Below are 17,833 nucleotides of genomic sequence, written 5' to 3'. Positions count from 1 at the left end.
TCCAGAACACACCGCGCCGATCGCCTATATTACCGCTCAGCTGGTCAGGTCGTCGAACTCCCCGGCCTTCGCGCCGCGCACGAACGCATCGATCTCCGGTCGCGTGTAGAACAGCATGCCCCCCTCTGGGTCGCGTGAATTGCGAACGGCGATCGAACCATCCGAAGCCTCGGCGACCTCGACGCAGTTGCCGCCGGACGGACCGCTGAACGAACTCTTGCGCCACGCGCCTTTGATCTCGGGTGTACCGGTGTCGAACATCTTCCCAACTCCTCGGCTTCCAGTGTGCGATGTACGCTCGAGCGGCCTTACAGATGTGCGCTCAAACGTTCTTGCATTTGCACCTACATCTGCAAGATAGCATGACGCTCCGCTATGCGACACAAAAGAATTCAGACCTGCCGGTCCCCTTCGCGACGTCTGTTCAACGGGTTACGCGAGCGCCGCGGCGCACCACGTGCCGTGCCCGAAATGCGTGATCGACTACTACGCCCTCGGTCGAGCAGATGCGAATCTTGTACTGTCACAGCGCACATCGGCGGAGCGAGTCAATCGCGACACCCGCTTGCGCAGTCCGATTCGCTGTTTATCAGCTCGCCGAGGTGTCGAGGTGGACCCCGACATCACCACCATGGCCGCATAGTCGCGCCAGTTCCTCATGTGCGCCGAGAACGTACTGAATTTCGAAAGCCGATCGCGGTGATGTTCATAGGCGCGCTCGGGCCCGCCAAGTCCTATGACCAGCTGCTACGCATCGTGCGCACGGCGCTCGCCACGGTGCCGTCGGGCAGCTTCCTGGTCATCTGGGACGGTACCGACGACGGCAAGCAGTGCGTGACGCTGTGTGAGAACTACACCCACACCGGCTGTATACCCCCGCCGCAGGCCGAAATCCGTCCCGTATTCGACGGTTTGGAAGCGGTAGAGCTTGGATTCGTCTCGATAACCCAGTGGCGCACCGATGCCGCCGAGGTCGCCGAGGTCGGCCAGATCGCCGACGGCGCGGTCGCACGCAAGCCCTGAAGCGCAAGCGGCGCAACGGCGGTCATCGGCCTCCCGGTCGACGGCCGCCGTTCTATTCCTGTTGGTCGTTCGTGCAAATGTACTTGCATCTGCAAGTGCCGAGAGCCTAAACTCGGAACCAGAATCGGGGAGGTACGCAGCGATTTCGCACCAGCGTCACCATCGTCGCCTCCCCATCCGGCAGACGCGAGGGGCGGTCGAGATGAGTACGCCATTCCGAACTCCGCGCGGGGCCACGATCGCCGACGGATCCGGGATCGACACCCTGCGGCAATGTTCGGCGCCGGAGTACGCGCCACTCGATTGCGGAGTCGAACCGCGCGGTCTCACCTATCGACAGGCCCGCGAGACCCTGCGCCTGCATGAAGTACACGGCCCGCAGTGCCGCCAGTGGCTCGCCGCCGCGGCTTACCTCTCAGCTGGACTGGACGACGAATAGCGATCCACGCCAACCGCTCTATCGAAATAGCTTCCAAATCGCTTCACCCGCAGCCATGTTCGTGCAAATGTACTTGCATCTGCACGGCACGTCGCTCTAAACTCATGCGCGACAAGGGAGTTTCGCAACCGGGAGCCCGTGCCGCTGTCGCCACCGGGATCTCTCGGCGCCAGAGCCACAGGGGCGTTCGCATGAATCCACCACACGCTGCCCGTCGACTCGGGATCGCCGATATCGCCGCGGCATATGGCACCGAGGCACTACAGCGGCGCATCGCCGAACTACGCGCCAGCGGTCAGCACTACGCCGCCATCGCGATCGAAAGTGAAATTCGCAGCGGCGCAGTAGTATTCGATTCAGATCTGCGGAATCAGCCAGGCGCGGCCTAGAACGGGCGAACCACATACAAACGCCGACACCGAGGCCAACGTCAAGACGGCTGGTCACCGATTGCCACAACTCACACCGCGCTGGAGGTTCCCACCACGACACACGGCTCGCAGGTGGACAAGGCACAACGTCGCGGCAGCGCAATAGATCTCGCGTAGCCTTTCGCTGGTTTCATAACCTTTTCGCATAGTGATGCAACGATTCGGACGCAGATCTATCACATCCGAGGTGGCATTGGCCCGACGCTGATGACCTTCTCCGCGCTGGATCTATCCGTCGAGCCGACGGAACCGTCCTAGAGATCGGCGGCCAGCCTGCATCGATTCCCCTACTCGATACCGACCGCGTCGCCTCGCGCATGATCGGATACTTCGCGACCTGTATGGCGCCGTGCCGCACGCTGCCCGGCGAGCAGTCGCGCGGCGGTGTCACCGAGCTGACCCGCAGCTGCCTCGCGCTGGCCGCCGAAATGTTCGACTAGCGAATGGTTCCCGGCGAGGAACAGTTCGGCGAAGTCAGGGCGGCGGCGCAATGGGCCCGCGGTCATCCTGCGCGCCTATCATGAGGATGTACACCCGACTACCGGCTGCGCCGACTGACGTGGCTGAGTTCGATCGATCTGGCCGCCTCGGCAGGCATCTCGCGGGCCGCCATCGCCCGGCTCGCCCGCGGTGTGGACCGTAGCGTGGCCCGACGGCTGTAAAACGCAGCCTGATGCGGATTTGTGCTGGTCACGAGATCACAAAGGCGTCATCCTGGTAGTGCCACAACGTCGGGATGGTGGATCATGCGAATAGCGGAGATCTTGCACAGGAAGGGTAGCGACGTAGCGACCGTCGTACCCGAGACCACGGTACGGACCCTGCTCGGCACGCTCGCCGAGCACAATATCGGGGCGGTGGTGGTATCGCCGGACGGCAACCGGATCTTCGGCATCGTCTCCGAGCGCGACGTGGTGCGCAGTCTGCATGCGCGCGGCGCCGCGCTGCTGGATACACCTGTCGCGGAGATCATGACCGTCGATGTGCGCACCTGCCACCCCGATGACCGGGTGGACGGGCTGCGCGGCACCATGACCGAGCACCGCATCCGACATCTACCCGTAGTCCATGACGGCCGCCTGATCGGCATCGTCAGTATCGGCGATGTGGTCAAGAGCGCGATCTCCGAACTGGCCACCGAACGCCAGCATCTCGTCGAGTACGTACAGGGGCAGTACTGAACGACCACGGATAACCGCGACCGAGCCCCAGGTACCTACGACTTGTCGAAAGACGTTGGCCGAGAGAACCTTCGAAGTCGCTCGGAAAAGTGCGTATCGTTGGTGGCGTCCAGCGCGTTCTCGGAATGGAGCGGTACGTTGCCCTCACCTGTGTCCGGCACGCACTCAGCTCGACCAGCGACCACCCAGTCCGCCGCACGGACGCCGGCATCATCACCCCTCGCCGCCGTGCGTGGACTTTTTCCGGCGCTGGGCGAATCCACGGAAGTCTATCTGGACAGCGCGGCCACCACGCAGAAGCCGCGGCCGGTCATCGAGACCATCCACCACTACCACACCTCGCGAACCGCGAATGCGGGTCGCGGCACGTACCCGTGGGCCACCGATCTGACCGCCCGCCTGGCCCGGATCCGTGATCGCACGGCCAGCTTCATCGGCGCCGAATCATCGGCCGAGGTGGTCTTCACCGGCGGCGCGACCGCGGCACTCAATGCCGTCGCACTGTCGTGGGGGTTGGCCGAACTCGATGACGGCGACGAAATCCTCTACAACCCACGCGATCACGCCTCGAATGTGCATCCGTGGCACTATCTGCAACAGGTGCTGGCCCGGTTCGGCCGGCGCATCGATCTGGTCGCCTACCGGATGACCGAGCTCGGCGAAGCCGATACCGCCGATATTCTGGCCAAGGTCGGCCCACGCACCCGGCTGATCACCACCAGCCATCTGCACCACGTCTTCGGCGGGCTCACCACGCTCGAGGAGTTGCGAGGGAAACTCGATCCGCGGATTCTGCTGTGCTTCGACTGCAGTCAGAGCGGTGGGCACATGCCGCTGGACGTGACCGAACTCGGCGCGGACTTCGCGGTCTTCGCAGCGCACAAGATGTTCGGCGCGCCCGGTACCGGAATCCTCTACTGCCATCGCAGAGTTCACGATCGACTGCTGCCGTTCCTGCCCGGTGGGAATACCGGCGTCGACCTCACCGACGCCGGATTGACTTCGTCCGGCATGCCGGAACTGCTCGAGGGCGGCACTCAGAACATTCCGGGAATCCTGGCCCTCGGCAGCGCGCTGGAGGTACTGGAATCGATGGATCTCGGTGTGATCGCCGCCCACAATCGCGCATTGACGCTGCGGCTCATCGACAATCTCCGTCCAGTACCCGGGCTGGAATTCCTCCCCGGTCCGGCGCACGCGCCCTGCGCCATCGGCTACGGCATCGTGTCCTTCACCCTCGCCGGTATTTCCGCGACCGATCTCGGATTCGTATTGAGCGAGTTGGGTTTTCTGGTCCGTACCGGCTTACACTGCTCACCCCGGCGTGGCGACGATGCCATGGACTCGGTACGGGTCAGCACGCACATCTACAACACCGTCGACGAGATCGACCGGTTCGCGACTTGCGTCAAGACGATTGCCGAGGAGGTCACATGAGAATGGACGACACCCCGCGCTATGACCGGCGCGCGGCGTCCCGGGTACTGGCGGGCTTGGCCCAACCCGGATTGTTCGCCACTCCCATCGCGGTCCCGTCGAGTCGACATATCGAATACACCTGTGCCGCACTGCGTCCCGAGCCCGGCAGTCACCTCACCTATTCGCAGCGGCTGTACCTGCAGCAGTTCATGCGACCGTGCCAGCCCGCACAGGTCACCAGCGCGACGCACCGCATCGCCTGGACCGATAGCGACGGTGTTCCCAATACCGGACACTTCCGCGCCGACGGCCTCGGCCCACTGGTCCCCATCGCCATGCGCGAAACCGTACTGGCGCTGTGGCATGCCCTTGCCTCGAATTCCGCGCTGACACAACGGGTCTACCGCCTCGGTCCGCGCGAGCACGCGGTGCTCGACGGCACTACCACCGATCACGATCCGATCGAAATCTTCCGCGTCGGCATCGAGGCCACCGGGCGCGCACTCGCCCAGCACGCACTGCTGGCGCGGCAGACGCATTATCGCAGTGCGGCCGAATTCGCCAGGGGCATCCACGATTCCGGGATCTTCTCCGCGGTCGCCACCCGCTGGTACTGGGAGTTACAGGCCTCCACATACCGGCGCGGCATGATCCCGGTGACGCTGGCCACCCAGCCCGACGGCACGGTGCGCTACACCGCCGATACGGCGGCTACGCTGCGCGCGATGAAGGATGCGACCATCGAGCAGGCGCACACGGTGATGCGGCGCGCGACCCGCGTCGAGGGGCTGAGCATCGAGGCGGCGATTGCCAAGTACCACGACGATCTCGATCTCATCTCCCGCCAGTACGCGCTGGTGCCAGCCAATACCCGGCCCGCATGTCTGGCCGCCATGCCACACCATCTCGGCGGTGGGCATTACACGCTGTTGCCAGTGGTCGTCGACAAGTTCGTCGAGATCTTCGAACAGCTCGCCGAGCGAGTCCGGATCACCGAGGTCAGCGCCGAGCTGGACGAACTGACCGCGGACGCGCCTGCCAGCGCCGAGGATCGGATCTTCTATGTGCCCGATATGAGCTGTCAGCACTGTGTCCGCACGATAACCGGAGTGCTGGAGACGATGGGCATCAAGGTGCTCGAGATCGATCTGCCCAGCAAACGGGTGGTCGCCGAATTCCGCAGTCCGCGCAATCGAGCCCGCGCCTTCGAGTCCATCCGCGACGGCGGCTACAACCCGGTGACCGAGAAACCGGCGCGAACGACGGTGGCGCCCACCCGGTCCCAGCCCACGGAAACCGCCGTATGACGGCGCCGCTACCGGCGCTACCCGCGAAAATCCATCCGCTGGTGCGCGCCTTTCTCGATGCCCGCGATGCCGTCGAGGAGACGGTGATTCGCTTCGGATCCCCGAACCACCTGGTGTTTCCGCAGGTCTACGCGGAAAACCTGAAGCGGATGCGCGCCGTACTCGACAGCAAGGGTACGCGCTACCGAATCTACTACGCGCACAAGGTGAATCAGTCCCGTGCCTTGGTACGCACCGCCGAACATGCCGGTATCGCCATCGATGTCGCCTCGCCGCAGGAGTTGGCCAATGCGATCGTGTCCGGATTCAGCCCGATGCGCATCGAGGTGACCGGACCGAAAGGTGAAGCGTTCCTGCGTGATCTGATCGATTGCGGCGTCACCATCAATGTTGACAATCTGTGGGAGCTGCGGCGGATCACCGAATTGGCCGGTGATCACGCACGAGTTCCGGTGCTACTGCGGGTTTCCGGATTCGACGAGACGGCCGTGAGCCGGTTCGGTGTACCGCTGGCCCATGTGGACCGGGCGCTGGATCTGCTATCAGCCAATCGCCGACGAATCACGTTCCTGGGCTTCGCCTTTCACATCGACTCCGGTGATGCCGCAGAACGCGTCCGAGCCGTCGACGCCTGCCTCGATCTGGTCGAGCGCGCCTACGACCGCGGACTCGGCCCGTCGGTGCTGAATATCGGCGGCGGCTTCCGGCAGGTATTCACCGCCGACGCAGACCGCTTCGACGGGTACGTGCGGGCACTGCGGGAAGCGCTGCTCGGCCGCGGCGAATCAATGAGCTGGTCGAACAACACCTTCGGTTATCACATCGATGACGGTGCGGTGCACGGGATTCCGGTCTTTCACAAGTACGCGAATACCGTGCCCGCGACGCGGATGCTGGACGATCTGCTCGGCGCGCCGCTGGAGCGCCACGGTGGCCGGACCGTGGCGCAAGTCACCGGAGACAATATGCTCGACATCTGGTTGGAGCCGGGTAAGGCGCTGGTCGATCATGCGGGGGTGACGGTGTCGCGGGTGGAGTTCGTGAAGGAGCTCGCCGATGGCACGATGCTGGTGAATCTAGATCTGAGCCGGGATCAGGTGACCCCGGCGGATCAGGAGGTCATGGTCGATCCGGTGATCCTGCCGAGTATCGCGCAGAAGCCGGGCACCGCGCCGACATTGCCTCCGATGGTCGAATCCGGGCCGGTCGGTGTGTATTTCGCCGGACGACTATGCCTGGAGCGCGATCTGATCACCAATCACAAGGTGTGGTTACCCGAATGTCCGCGCCCGGGTGATCTGGTGGTGTTCCCGAATACCGGCGCCTATCACATGGATCTGTCCGCAGCTTCGGCGTCGATGCACGCACTGCCCGCGAAACTCGCTGTCGTGCACCGCGCGGACAGTTTCCAGGTCTACCGCGATACCGATTACGAACCGCTCATACCCGTCGGTGTGCCGCCACCACGCCGCACACCTGCGCGCGGCCTACGCCGACCACCGCGGCCGCGCCGGCCCTCCGGGGCGCCGTAATGCGCTACCACAACATCACCGAGCTGATCGGCAATACGCCGCTGCTGCGACTGGATCCCGCGGTGCACGGCCTGGCCAATGTCGAGCTGTACGCGAAACTGGAGTCGCACAATCCCTTCGGATCGGTCAAGGACCGGGTGGCGTGGGGCATGATCCGCGACGATCTGGACGGGATCCGCGCAGCCGGGCAGACGCTCATCGAGGCGTCCAGCGGCAATACCGCCAAGGCACTGCGCATTCTCGGCGCCGTGCATGGCATCGGCCTGCGGGCGGTGACCAATCGGATCAAGGTCGCCGAGGTCCGGGAGCTGCTGCAGCTCTTCGGCACCGAGATCGTGGAGCTGCCCGGGCTGTCCGAATGTCCGGACCCGACCACACCGAACGATGTGTATTCGGTGATCGAAGCGACTATGGGCAAAGAGCCGGGCGCCTACTATCACGCCTCGCAGTACACCAACGAGAAGAATATCGAGGCACATCACCACGGCACGGGCCGCGAGATCCACGAGGATCTGGCCGCCGACGGCATCACCCGCGTCGACTACCTGATCGGTGGGCTCGGCACCACCGGTTCCACCCGCGGCACCGCCACCTACCTGCGCAAACATAATTCCGAATTGCGCTGCGTCGCGGTGGTCTCCGATCGGTCCGATTTCATACCGGGTATTCGCTCGGAGAGCGAGATGTGGGATGTGGGGCTGTTCCAACCCGATTTCTACGACCGTATCGTCACCATCGATTCCACCCGCGCGGTGGAGGCCACCCTCGCATTGGCCACCAGGTATGGCATACTCGCCGGTCCCACCAGCGGCGCGAGCTATGCCGCAGCACTGGATACCCTCGGCGAGCAGGCCGCTTCATCGACCGAGCCGGTGGTCGCGGTCTTCATCGTCTGCGATCGACTCGAGCCGTACTTGTCCTATATCAAGAAGCGCAGGCCGGAGCTGTTCGACCGGGCCGATCGCCGCCGCGCGCCCACTCCAGGCGAGCTCGCCGCGACCCCAGCGATGTCCCCGCACGAATTGGCCGAGCTGGAGCGCACCGCCCGGCCCACCATCGTTGACACGCGCGGCGCGATGGCGTATCGCATCGGTCACGTGCCCGGAGCGATCAATATCCGCGACGACCAGCTCGACGATATGTTCAGTCACGGCGTCCCGTTCTCGCGATCGCGCCCGCTGGTGTTCGTCTGTCCGGTCGGCGAACTATCCCGGCGCTTCGCCGCGATCGCCCGCCAGGACGGTTTCGACGCCAGCAGTCTCGACGGGGGCATCCTCGGCTGGCGCGATGCCGGATTCACGCTCGAGCGCGGCGGCCGAACCCCCAGGCATTAGTGTGGGCGGGTGCAGAAAGGCCAGGAATCACCTGACGCTGCCGGTCCGCGGATCTGGGGCGGTACGACGCTTACCGAGCGTCGGGAGGCGCGCCGCGCCGCACTGCTCGAGGCAGCACTAGACCTGATCGGGGAATCGGGCGCGAGCGGTGTCACCATGCGCGCGGTATGTCGGGGCGCCAATCTGACGGACCGGTACTTCTACGAGAGCTTCGCCAGCCGCGACGAACTGCTGGATGTGCTCTACCGGCAGGTCGCGGATGAATTCCTGGAACCGATGACGGCCTTCGCCGCCGCCGATCCCGCCCGCGACCGCGTGCTATCGGAGATCCTGGTCGACAAGGTGCTCGCCGATCCACGCAAGTCCCGCCTGTTCCTGGTCGAACCGTATTCGAGCACCGGCCTCGGCCAGACGACCATCGCGGTCATGCCAATCTTCACCAAGGTCCTGCAGGACCACTTGTTCGTCCATATCGATGATCCGGTGCGGCGCCGACTGGCCGCGCTCACCATGGCCAGCGGTAATGCGGGCATGTTCTCGGCCTGGTTGAACGGATCGCTGCGCGCCACCCGCGAGCAGGTCATCGACCACTGCGTGGCCACGCTCGCCGCCTACCGCTCGCTATACCACTGCTGATTCGCCCGCATTCCAGGCGACAGCGGGCAAGCTCACCCGCACATCCGAGGGTGGACTCTCCTCCCACACCGCCTGCGCCAGCGCGTCTACCGAGACCGGATGATTGGCATTGATCATCAGATGCGCCAGCACCGCACGCTGCTTCAGCCCACCGACCGGCGCAGCGCGACGCCATCGCTCGACAGCTGCACCGGCCCGAACACCCCGAATCGCGCCAGCATTTCGGCCACCGCACTACCACGTTCACTGCACCAGTAGGCCAGGCTGTTCCGCGCGCGCAGCGTCCACGGGTGGTCGGAACCGAGGATGCGGATGTGATCGATGACGAGTCGTTCGAAGTCCGCGATCGTCCGCTCGAGCTGGCCCATACGACCGCGCCAATCGGCGATGTCGTAGCGGGCGGTAACGGTATCGAGAGTCACCCGCGCCGAGAACGCGCGTCTGATCGCGGGCCAGCTCTTCCAATTCCGTAACGGCGGTGGCGAATTCGCCGCCGCGGTCACGGCAGTTCGCGAGATGGTTACGAACCAGCAGGGTGACGCGATGGTCCGGTCCCATGGCGGAGATGAAACTCGGCAGCCAGGCCGCCCACAAATCCCGATTGTCGACCACCCGTGTCGTTCCCAGCGATTCGAGGTAGCCGTCGGCGGCCGCCGCGGCGCTGTAAGCCATGTTGGTATGTCCTGCATCTGCTCCGGCAGGGCAACGTTCGAGCCGGCGAGGGCCGGTGTAAACCCTCGAACCTGCGTTCAGCCATTGCGGGGCGGGCGGGGCAACACCCCGCCAGGCAGGACATAGGAGCGGGCAGCACCGCACTGTGAATGGCATACTCCTCGAGCATCTGAGCGACCCGAAACAGGTGGACGTCGGTCTGGGACAGAGTCCCGGCGCGTTCCTTGGCGAAGAAACCGCAGGCATCGTCGACCCACGTCATCGCCGCGTCCAGGGAGAACTCCTCGATCCCGCGCGCACGACTTTGTTCGCGAGGCCGTAGGCTTTTACTTCGCCAGTCCAACAATCGGGGACAGTTCAACAGCGGTGCCACCCCTCCACTCACTTCGACACCGAACCTACCTGCTGGCCTTCGCACCCCACCGCCGCCGCCGATAGTGGGACCGCGGTCCCAGAAATTCAGTCGCGATCATCGGGGCCGCCTACTGCTCGAGTCCCGTCGGTGCCGCTCCCCCGCTGCCCAGCTTCGAGCGAGGTGCGAACTTGACGGGCAGTGCGAGCAGGCCACGATTCATCGGGAAACTTGCTCCCACCGCAACTTCGCCGTCGACCTCGTAGTCAGGAATGCGGTCGAGCACCCGCTCGAGCGCGATGCACATCTCGAGGCGGGCCAGGTGCTCGCCCAGGCACCGGTGAATGCCGTGTCCAAAGCTGAGGTGCGGCTGTCCATTCCGGTCGATGTCGAAGACATTGGGATTGTCGAATTGTGTCGCGTCAAGGTTGGCTGCTCCGAAGAAGAGGCCGACCTTCGTCCCCGGCGCGACGGTCACTCCGCCCACCTTCATGGGACGCGTCGCAGTGCGGCCCATCATCGTGACCGGTGACTCGAGACGAAGGGCCTCCTTCACTGTCTGCGGAATCAGCGAATGGTCTTCGAGCAGACGCCTCCTGACCTCGGGGTGCGTGCCTACCAGCCACAGTAGGCTGGCGATCCCGTTGACCGTGGTCTCCTGCCCCGCAATCACGAGGGTGGTCACCAGCGAGAGCGCCTCCTGATGAGTCAGTCTCCTGCCTCCGAGCTCCGCGCGCACAATGAAGCCGAGCGTGCCCGGGTAGTCCGGATCCGCTTCCGCGGCGGAGACGAGGTCTTCGATGAAGGCACTGAAACGCAGGCGAACGTTATAAGCCTCCTCCGTCGCGCCCGCGGCGGCGAAATTGAGTTCGTTGGTCAGCCGCACCATGTCGGCCGAGCGGCCAGGCGCGCCGAGTATCTCGGCGATGAGCACGGTAGGAATCCGCTCGGCGACTTCGCGCAGGTCACCCTTGCCTGTCTCGATGAACTCGTCGATCGCTTCATCGGCAATCTCCGCGATGCGCTCCGACCACTGCTTGACTCGGCCAGGCTGAAACTCGGGCTGCAATAGCCGCCGGTAGTCGCGGTGCTCGGGATCATCGCTTTCGGTGGGGAGTGCGCGATTCACGCCGAGGGCGGGGATGGTCGCGCCCTGAGCGGAGCACAGCCCTGCGTCGTCGCTCGCCGCCTGCCGCACTTCGTCATAGCCGATGACCGCCACGTATTCGCCGAGATCGCCGGCCTCGAATACCGGGCCGTAGTGCGCGCGCGCTTTCGCATAGGAATCTGCCGCGTCGAAGGTGGAGTTGATTTCTTTGAGATTGAACGGGCATTTGTTCATAGCGATACAGACCAATCTAATAGCGGGTCGAGAATCGGCCTGCGTTCTCCACAAACGCGCGGCCGGCTTACGGAAGTCGTCAGTACGTTCCAGACTGAACAGTTACATCATTTCGTCGAGCTGGCGGGCGAGCGGAACCCACTGCTTGCGGGTCACCCGGACGCCGTCCCGCGCCGCGAGCGCAGACACTCCATCTGCCGCCGTATGGTGCACGGAGCCAACCTGAAGTACCCGAAACGGGTGCTCCACACGGGTCGGTCAAGTCGCCACCTTTCACTGGCCCCGCCGATATTCGTTGCTCGGCCTCGAGGCCAGCGTCACAAGATTTCACATTTCTCCACGGTCTCCTCAGAGCGGCGATGTCAGGTCCTGCGAGGAGTCAAAGTTCTCAACTCTCTCCGGCACCTCATCGACCCGAGTAATCGCCCTCGCGCTTGTCCATGAATGCACGGACGGCCTCAGCGTGGTCGTCGGTCATCTGGCAGAAAGCCAGCGCGAGGGCCTCGAACTCGGCAGCGACGGTTTGGTTCGCGTTCGACCAACTGCGCAGCATGCGCTTGGTGACCGACAGCGAGACCGGTGGCTTCGCCGCCAGCAACCGGGCCAGCGCCCGTACGTCGTCCATGAACGCCTCGGCCGGAGACACTTTTGTGAACAGGCCCCATTCCAACGCTTCCCGAGCCTCCAGTCGGCGACCGGTCAGGAGCAGGTCCATCGCACGTCCCAAACCGACGTACTGCGGAAGCAACTGGGTGGAGAACCAGTCGGGTGACATGCCACGGTCCGCAAACGGCGTGACCAGGAACGCGTTCTCGCTGGCGACCCGCAGATCGCACATCAGCGACAGCTGAACTCCCGCGCCGGCAGCGGCTCCGTTCACGGCCGCTACGATCGGCTTCTGGAACGCGAGGATCCGCTCGGCCACCCGCGCACCGCGAGTAACGTAATAGCTACGAATTCCCGTGATCGAGCGCCCTTCGTCCGCGCGGCGCTTGTGGCCGCTGATGTCACCGCCGGCACAGAACGCAGGTCCCGCGCCGGTGAGGATCACGACCCGGACATCGGCCTCGCCCTCGGCCTCCTCGAGGCTGCTGGTCAGGCCGTCGAGAACCTCGTCACTCAACGCATTCCGTCGGTCGGGGCGGTTTATGGTGAGGGTTCGGACGTGCCCGTCGTCTTCGACGACAACTGCTGGTTCGATGTCGGCCATCAGCTTCCTTTCTTCGATAGCGGACGGGAGATCGGCACCGTCAACCGGATCCCATCCGTCAGAACATCGCCGACCTGTGCGAGGTGCGCGGACGCGTCGCCCTGGAAACTCGCGACGCGCACCGCACGACGGTGCCAGCGGTGGACCCACAGCTTGGCCGTCATCGCGATGCCACTGTGAAACGTGAATGCTCCGAGAGCGCGTGCAAGCCGTTCCGGTCCCAGACCTGCGGTGGCGTGTACCCACGCTGGCAGCGCCGGGTCGTCAGGGCGTTCGCCCACATCCCGATCGCGAATTCCACGAGCGCCTCGTCGCCCGCATCCCGGCGAACGCGAGCAGCCTGCTCGCCGCAAGTTTCGCGGCACGCCCAGCCACTGCTCGTCAGCAATCGCTCCCAGCGGTTCTGCTCGGCGACGTAGTCGTCATAACCCGTGCACCTGTCCAGCCAGTCCGGGTCTGCGTTCTCCTCGAGCCAGGCCCCCAGCCGCACTGCGAAGGCGAGATCCTCGTCGGAGGGGTCGAGATCCATCAGTTCACCTCGCCGTCGGTTCCGGGAGCCCGAGTTCGGAGATACGGAACACCTCGTCGTCGGGCCAGCGCTGGCCGGTCGGGAAAGCCGAGGCGCCGGGCGACTCGTCGGCCTTGCTCGACTCGCGGGAACTGTCGATGACCACCTTGCGAACGCTGATCCGCCATTCGCCGTCGACCTTGTCCAGGCGATCGATGTAGCGACCGATCATCGTGCCGATTCGCACTTCCGCGCGCTTACGGGCGAACCGCTCGAAGTTCATCAGGAAGTACGTTTCCGCGAAGGCCGTCGTGCCCTCGATCTGGATCAGGCTCTGGCCGAGTGCGTGGTGAGCCATCAGATTGTCCGGCGAGTTCCGTCCGGGAAGCGCCGCGAACTCCGGGCCCGAGCCGACAAAAGCGCCGTGGTAGTCGATGGATTCCTCGTGGTACGCCGCGCGCAGAACCTCCGGCGCGACCCTGTCGACGCCGCGCGAGGCCACAGCGAGCACATCGCGGATCGCCTGCTTGTCCAGAAGCTCGCGCAGACGGCCGACCTCCTCGGGCGTCAGTTCCTCGGTCATCGTTCCTCCTTGTGACATCTCTGGCACCTGTTAAAGGTCTTTCGCGATGGACCGTCGCAGAATCTCCGACGTACCGGCATAGATACGCAGCACGCGGTTGGCCGCGTAGATGCGCGAGATCGGCGTCTCGTCCATGAAGCCCATGCCGCCGAACAGTTGCAGGCAGCCGTCGATCACCCGGCTGGAAGCCTCGGACAGGAAGAGCTTGCACATCGCGCTCTCGGACGCGGTGGCGATGCCGGAGCGAGCTTTGCGCACCTGCTCGTACAGGAACGCCCGGCCCACCGAGATCTCGGTCTTCATGGACGCGAGCTGGAACTGGGTGTTCTGGAAGTCGACGATGGCTTTCCCGAAGGCATGGCGCTGGCGGACGTAGTCCAGGGTGAGGCCGAACGCGAGTTCGGCTTGGCCGAGCGCGCGGGCACCGACTTGGATGCGGTCCTCGGCAAGCGTTGCCACCAGCTGGCGCATCGCACCGCCCTCCGCGCCGAGCAGGTTGCCCGCCGGGATCCGGACGTGGTCGAAGTTCAGCTCCGCGGTGTTGCCGCCGGGAAAGCCCATCGTCGCGAGCTTTCGCCTGGTGACTCCGTCTGAACGAAGATCCATCAGGAACAGGCTCAGACCGCGGCCTCTGGCCTCCTTGTCGGTCTTCGCCACGACATAGCAGATATCGGCGATGTCGCCGTTGGTGATGAAGATCTTGCCGCCGTTGATGACGTAGTCGGCGCCGTCGCGCACCGCGGTGGTCCTGATCGCGACCACGTCGCTACCGGCCTCGGCCTCGGAAATCCCGGTGCTCTGAATGACCTCGCCCGACATAATCCCCGGCGCCCACCGTGCGATCAGCTCATCGGAACCGCCAGCCACCAACAGCCCCGTCGCCAGGTCTGTGGTAAGCGAACTTCCCAGCGTTGCGTAGGCGACCGATCGAGCCAACTCGTAGGACAGGATCACGCTCAGCAGCGGGCCACCGCCTGCGCCGCCGAACCGCTCCGGGACCGACACGCCCAGAATCCCGGCCGCCCCCGCGCGCTTCCACAAATCGTGCCGTGCCGCCGAGTCGGTGCCGATCTCGTCGTATCCGGGCTCGACCTCACGTCGGAGAAAGGCACGGATCGTTTCACCGTAGGCCAGCTCCTCGTCGCTGAAAGGCTGGTGGTAAAGCAGCTCATACTGCCGCACCTCGTCGTGCTCCGTGGACATCAGTTGTGCTCTCCTCGATGGTGGCTGCTAGCGCACGGCTCTCGACCGGTACGCCTGGTCGATTTCGTCGTCGGAATAGCCGAGTTCGGTGAGGATCTCTCTGGTGTGCGCACCGATCCGGTGCGCTCCCTCGAGACCATGTAGGGCGGGCTGTGATCGCGAGAAGGTCACGAGCGGGCCGGTGACGCTGGAGACCGTGCCGTATGTCGTGTCGTCCCGGTCGACCAGAAGTCCTGCCTTGCGTGTGGCGCTGTCGGTGTCCAACAGAGCCAGCCCGTCGTGCCGGCACTCCGCGGCCCAGACGCCGCGTGCGGCCAGCGCCTCGACGAGGTTCGCGGTTGTCAGCCCGGACACCTTGCTCGCGATTTTGCCCACTGCCGACTCGCCCCACTGCGCGCGAGGACCGAGTTCGCTGTGCAGGCCGACAACCTCCGCGAGGCGCTGTGCCGCCTCCTCACCGCGTGCCGACACCGCCACCCAACCATCGCTTACCCGGTAGATGCGTTCTGCCGCATGGAAACCCAGCTGTTCGCGGTCCAGCGTGGGTGATGCCAGGAATGTGCCGTCCGGTGTGCACACGAGGTCGGAAACCATGAACAACGCGGCGTCGAGCAGGCTCGTCCAGAGATCGAGTGACAGTCCGGTCTCCCGTCGCTCGTAATAGGCCATCAGAACGGCCATCGCCCCGAAAGCCCCGCTGACGAAGTCGATGTAGGGAAGCCGGTACCACTGTGGCACGTTCCCTGCGCCGCCCCCGCGCACTTCCAAACCGGTGAGCGCCTGGACGACCATGTCGAAGGCCGGGTCCAGGGCCATCGGCCCGGTCGGGCCGAAGCCGGTGGTATTGAGGGTGATCACATCAGGATTGGACCGACGCAACGTCGCCGGGTCCAGTCCCATCCGCTCCGCGACACCGGGCCGGAAGTTGTAGTTGACCGCGTCGAATCCCCGCACGAGCCTGCCCACGACGTCGCGTCCCAGCGCACTCTTGGCATCCAGGGCGATCGTGCGTTTTCCAGCGCAGAGGATCAGGAACGTCCGCGGAAGCGCCCGCAGCGGCTCCCCGCCGAGTGCCTCGATCTTGACCGCCGTCGCCCCGAGATCCGACAGCAGTTTGGAGACGTACGGACCGGCGAAGAACGCACCGGCGTCGAGGATCCGCAGCCCGGCCAACGGGGGCCCGGTCGGGTCGATCGCGGGCCGGGCTCCGGTCGTCCCCGGGTGAGCGTGGCCGACCATGAGGGGAACGCCCGCCGTCCGGTATCCGTCGTGTTCGACGAGCATGTCGCTGACCTGAGCCTGCTCATGGGACCAGATCTCGCCGGGCTGGAGGACGGGGGCGACGGGGATACCCTCTCGCACACAATTCGCGATCACCTGCTCCCGGGTGAGCTTCTTGACGTACGGCGCGTACAACTCCATGTCGCCGAAGTATTTGCCCGGTCCCGCACCGGCTTTCGGCAATCCCCTGTCCGCCGGGTCCGCCTCGAGGTCGATGCCCAGTGCCCGATACAGCTTCACGATCGCCTGCGGGACGCCGAGAACCATCTGGACGTAGGTTCCATCGGCGCATTCGAAGACAAGGTGGTTGGCGTCCTTGGGGGCGATCTTGTCGAACTCGGCATCCGCTTCGGTGGCTGCCATCCAGAACGGCGCCATGAACATACCGGCGCCTTGTTGCAGCGTCGCGGTCACGACCTGGCCCTGACCGCTGTTCTGGCGCTCGACCAACGCGGCCCACACGCCGAGAATGCCCATCAGCACCTGGCCGTAGGTCGGAAGCGGCACCCCGAAAGCGATGGGCCGCTCGGTATAATGTTCCCAGCTCATCCCGGTAGATGCCTGGACCAGCAGGTCGACCGCGGGGCCCGACACCGCGGAACCCTCGATGTAACCGGTCAGATGCAGCACCACCAGTCTCGGGTGCCGCGCCGCGAGTTCCGCGGCCACCCACTCGTGCGCCAAGCCCGGGAAGTCTTCACCGCCGACGATGCACAGATCGGCGCCCGACAGCAGGTCCTGAAGATGCTCGGGCTGGGCCTGCTGTTCGAGTGATCGCCAGTGTCGGTAGGCCGGGTAGACATTCTCGAACGGGTCGTCCGCCGGATCGCCGATCCGATGCACCGTGGCGCCCAGCTCGGCGAAGTGCTTACCCACCAGCGCGGCGGACATTCCGTAGCCGAGGTTGACCACCTCGAGCGCGCCCACACCAGCCAACTTCCGCAAAACCGCCTCCTCACTCCGCACAGACAGGACCGGACTGCCGGACGACGAAGCGGGCCCCCGCGGCTGCGGCCCCGGAACGACCGTGCGACAGGGCATGCGCCAGGCCGGACGCCTCGGTGAACGCCATCGATGCCTGTGCGTCGGCACGCCAACAGTGATCCCCACCCGAGGGCGTGAGCAGTGACCCACTCGCCGCGCCGCGTGTACTCGTCCAGCCATCCAAGCTCCCAGACACCCCACATAACGATATACCGTTAAATTACACGACTTGTCGTGGTTTCAAAAGGTTTTCGGCCCTATCGGCGAATACTCGCAGATCCGGCGGGAACCTCACGGCGAAGCCCGGTCGATCAGGCTCTGACCCGCGCCCGGTAATCGGTGTCAGTGAAGGCGGCGGGCCACGCGGCCGACAAGCGCCCATGGAGGCTGTATCGC

Annotated in this window: 19 protein-coding genes; 9 read left to right on the top strand and 10 right to left on the bottom strand. The window is 65.0% G+C overall.

The window, feature by feature from the left end:
• Positions 1–36 precede the first annotated feature (36 nt).
• A complete protein-coding gene (locus ACW2Q0_RS07770; RefSeq protein ID WP_457187648.1) occupies positions 37–261 on the bottom strand; it encodes a DUF397 domain-containing protein in 225 nt (74 codons plus the stop codon).
• A 441-nt stretch (positions 262–702) separates the two neighbouring features.
• On the opposite strand from ACW2Q0_RS07770, the gene ACW2Q0_RS07765 reads away from it, so the two are divergent.
• The 3 genes from ACW2Q0_RS07765 to ACW2Q0_RS07755 all read left to right on the top strand — a co-directional run bounded on the left by ACW2Q0_RS07765 (position 703) and on the right by ACW2Q0_RS07755 (position 1,851).
• Positions 703–1,023: an SAM-dependent methyltransferase gene (locus tag ACW2Q0_RS07765; RefSeq protein WP_457187751.1), complete on the top strand. Its 321-nt coding sequence runs from the start codon at positions 703–705 to the stop codon at positions 1,021–1,023.
• Between the two features lie 202 nt (positions 1,024–1,225).
• On the top strand, positions 1,226–1,462 hold the full coding sequence (locus tag ACW2Q0_RS07760; protein WP_457187646.1) for a hypothetical protein: 237 nt from the start codon (positions 1,226–1,228) through the stop codon (positions 1,460–1,462).
• Positions 1,463–1,653: 191 nt separating this feature from the next.
• Positions 1,654–1,851 (top strand): hypothetical protein, encoded by a 198-nt coding sequence (locus ACW2Q0_RS07755; RefSeq protein ID WP_457187644.1) that lies wholly within the window; start codon positions 1,654–1,656, stop codon positions 1,849–1,851.
• Positions 1,852–2,180: 329 nt separating this feature from the next.
• Here the strand turns inward: ACW2Q0_RS07755 and ACW2Q0_RS07750 are convergent, their stop codons facing one another.
• Entirely contained in the window at positions 2,181–2,399 is a 219-nt protein-coding gene (locus tag ACW2Q0_RS07750; RefSeq protein WP_457187642.1) for a hypothetical protein, read from the bottom strand.
• A gap of 240 nt (positions 2,400–2,639) precedes the next feature.
• Between ACW2Q0_RS07750 and ACW2Q0_RS07745 the strand changes: the two genes are divergently transcribed.
• From ACW2Q0_RS07745 to ACW2Q0_RS07720, 6 genes are all read left to right on the top strand, one after another.
• A complete protein-coding gene (locus tag ACW2Q0_RS07745; RefSeq protein WP_457187640.1) occupies positions 2,640–3,074 on the top strand; it encodes a CBS domain-containing protein in 435 nt (144 codons plus the stop codon).
• A gap of 228 nt (positions 3,075–3,302) precedes the next feature.
• Positions 3,303–4,511 (top strand): aminotransferase class V-fold PLP-dependent enzyme, encoded by a 1,209-nt coding sequence (locus tag ACW2Q0_RS07740; RefSeq protein ID WP_457187638.1) that lies wholly within the window; start codon positions 3,303–3,305, stop codon positions 4,509–4,511.
• On the top strand, positions 4,508–5,800 hold the full coding sequence (locus ACW2Q0_RS07735; RefSeq protein WP_457187636.1) for a heavy-metal-associated domain-containing protein: 1,293 nt from the start codon (positions 4,508–4,510) through the stop codon (positions 5,798–5,800). Before ACW2Q0_RS07740 ends, ACW2Q0_RS07735 begins: the two co-directional genes overlap by 4 nt.
• A complete protein-coding gene (locus tag ACW2Q0_RS07730; protein WP_457187634.1) occupies positions 5,797–7,332 on the top strand; it encodes a decarboxylase in 1,536 nt (511 codons plus the stop codon). The genes ACW2Q0_RS07735 and ACW2Q0_RS07730 overlap by 4 nt, the downstream gene beginning before the upstream one ends.
• Positions 7,332–8,666 (top strand): pyridoxal-phosphate dependent enzyme, encoded by a 1,335-nt coding sequence (locus tag ACW2Q0_RS07725; protein WP_457187632.1) that lies wholly within the window; start codon positions 7,332–7,334, stop codon positions 8,664–8,666. Before ACW2Q0_RS07730 ends, ACW2Q0_RS07725 begins: the two co-directional genes overlap by 1 nt.
• A 9-nt stretch (positions 8,667–8,675) precedes the next feature.
• Positions 8,676–9,302, top strand: coding sequence for a TetR/AcrR family transcriptional regulator (locus tag ACW2Q0_RS07720; protein ID WP_457187630.1), 627 nt, complete (start codon positions 8,676–8,678; stop codon positions 9,300–9,302).
• Here ACW2Q0_RS07720 and ACW2Q0_RS07715 read toward each other — a convergent pair.
• The 8 genes from ACW2Q0_RS07715 to ACW2Q0_RS07680 all read right to left on the bottom strand — a co-directional run bounded on the left by ACW2Q0_RS07715 (position 9,288) and on the right by ACW2Q0_RS07680 (position 17,398).
• Entirely contained in the window at positions 9,288–9,434 is a 147-nt protein-coding gene (locus tag ACW2Q0_RS07715) for a hypothetical protein (RefSeq protein WP_457187628.1), read from the bottom strand. The two genes, ACW2Q0_RS07720 and ACW2Q0_RS07715, sit on opposite strands and share 15 nt — an antisense overlap.
• An 11-nt stretch (positions 9,435–9,445) precedes the next feature.
• Positions 9,446–9,724, bottom strand: coding sequence for a tetratricopeptide repeat protein (locus ACW2Q0_RS07710; protein ID WP_457187626.1), 279 nt, complete (start codon positions 9,722–9,724; stop codon positions 9,446–9,448).
• 732 nt (positions 9,725–10,456) lie between these two features.
• A complete protein-coding gene (locus ACW2Q0_RS07705; RefSeq protein ID WP_457187624.1) occupies positions 10,457–11,668 on the bottom strand; it encodes a cytochrome P450 in 1,212 nt (403 codons plus the stop codon).
• 406 nt (positions 11,669–12,074) lie between these two features.
• Positions 12,075–12,878, bottom strand: a complete 804-nt coding sequence (locus ACW2Q0_RS07700; protein WP_457187622.1) for an enoyl-CoA hydratase/isomerase family protein — start codon at positions 12,876–12,878, stop codon at positions 12,075–12,077.
• A gap of 160 nt (positions 12,879–13,038) precedes the next feature.
• Complete coding sequence (locus tag ACW2Q0_RS07695) at positions 13,039–13,407, bottom strand: hypothetical protein (RefSeq protein WP_457187620.1); 369 nt, start codon at positions 13,405–13,407, stop codon at positions 13,039–13,041.
• Positions 13,408–13,411: 4 nt separating this feature from the next.
• Positions 13,412–13,969 (bottom strand): nuclear transport factor 2 family protein, encoded by a 558-nt coding sequence (locus ACW2Q0_RS07690; protein ID WP_457187618.1) that lies wholly within the window; start codon positions 13,967–13,969, stop codon positions 13,412–13,414.
• Between the two features lie 30 nt (positions 13,970–13,999).
• Complete coding sequence (locus ACW2Q0_RS07685; RefSeq protein ID WP_457187616.1) at positions 14,000–15,172, bottom strand: acyl-CoA dehydrogenase family protein; 1,173 nt, start codon at positions 15,170–15,172, stop codon at positions 14,000–14,002.
• A gap of 27 nt (positions 15,173–15,199) precedes the next feature.
• Entirely contained in the window at positions 15,200–17,398 is a 2,199-nt protein-coding gene (locus tag ACW2Q0_RS07680) for a CoA transferase (protein WP_457187614.1), read from the bottom strand.
• Between the last annotated feature and the right edge of the window lie 435 nt (positions 17,399–17,833).

It is taken from the genome of Nocardia citri (assembly GCF_054065835.1).
Note: the sequence above shows the minus strand (reverse complement) of the source record. Positions and strands in the feature narration are given on the sequence as shown.

Bases quoted from the DNA above. Each gene is read 5' to 3' on its own strand.
- ACW2Q0_RS07700 (WP_457187622.1), bottom strand. From the start codon at position 12,878: ATGGCCGACATCGAACCAGCAGTTGTCGTCGAAGACGACGGGCACGTC.
- ACW2Q0_RS07730 (WP_457187634.1), top strand. From the start codon at position 5,797: ATGACGGCGCCGCTACCGGCGCTACCCGCGAAAATCCATCCGCTGGTG.
- ACW2Q0_RS07695 (WP_457187620.1), bottom strand. From the start codon at position 13,407: ATGGATCTCGACCCCTCCGACGAGGATCTCGCCTTCGCAGTGCGGCTG.
- ACW2Q0_RS07765 (WP_457187751.1), top strand. From the start codon at position 703: ATGTTCATAGGCGCGCTCGGGCCCGCCAAGTCCTATGACCAGCTGCTA.
- ACW2Q0_RS07760 (WP_457187646.1), top strand. From the start codon at position 1,226: ATGAGTACGCCATTCCGAACTCCGCGCGGGGCCACGATCGCCGACGGA.
- ACW2Q0_RS07685 (WP_457187616.1), bottom strand. From the start codon at position 15,172: ATGTCCACGGAGCACGACGAGGTGCGGCAGTATGAGCTGCTTTACCAC.
- ACW2Q0_RS07705 (WP_457187624.1), bottom strand. From the start codon at position 11,668: ATGAACAAATGCCCGTTCAATCTCAAAGAAATCAACTCCACCTTCGAC.
- ACW2Q0_RS07725 (WP_457187632.1), top strand. From the start codon at position 7,332: ATGCGCTACCACAACATCACCGAGCTGATCGGCAATACGCCGCTGCTG.
- ACW2Q0_RS07770 (WP_457187648.1), bottom strand. From the start codon at position 261: ATGTTCGACACCGGTACACCCGAGATCAAAGGCGCGTGGCGCAAGAGT.
- ACW2Q0_RS07735 (WP_457187636.1), top strand. From the start codon at position 4,508: ATGAGAATGGACGACACCCCGCGCTATGACCGGCGCGCGGCGTCCCGG.
- ACW2Q0_RS07750 (WP_457187642.1), bottom strand. From the start codon at position 2,399: ATGACCGCGGGCCCATTGCGCCGCCGCCCTGACTTCGCCGAACTGTTC.
- ACW2Q0_RS07755 (WP_457187644.1), top strand. From the start codon at position 1,654: ATGAATCCACCACACGCTGCCCGTCGACTCGGGATCGCCGATATCGCC.
- ACW2Q0_RS07745 (WP_457187640.1), top strand. From the start codon at position 2,640: ATGCGAATAGCGGAGATCTTGCACAGGAAGGGTAGCGACGTAGCGACC.
- ACW2Q0_RS07690 (WP_457187618.1), bottom strand. From the start codon at position 13,969: ATGACCGAGGAACTGACGCCCGAGGAGGTCGGCCGTCTGCGCGAGCTT.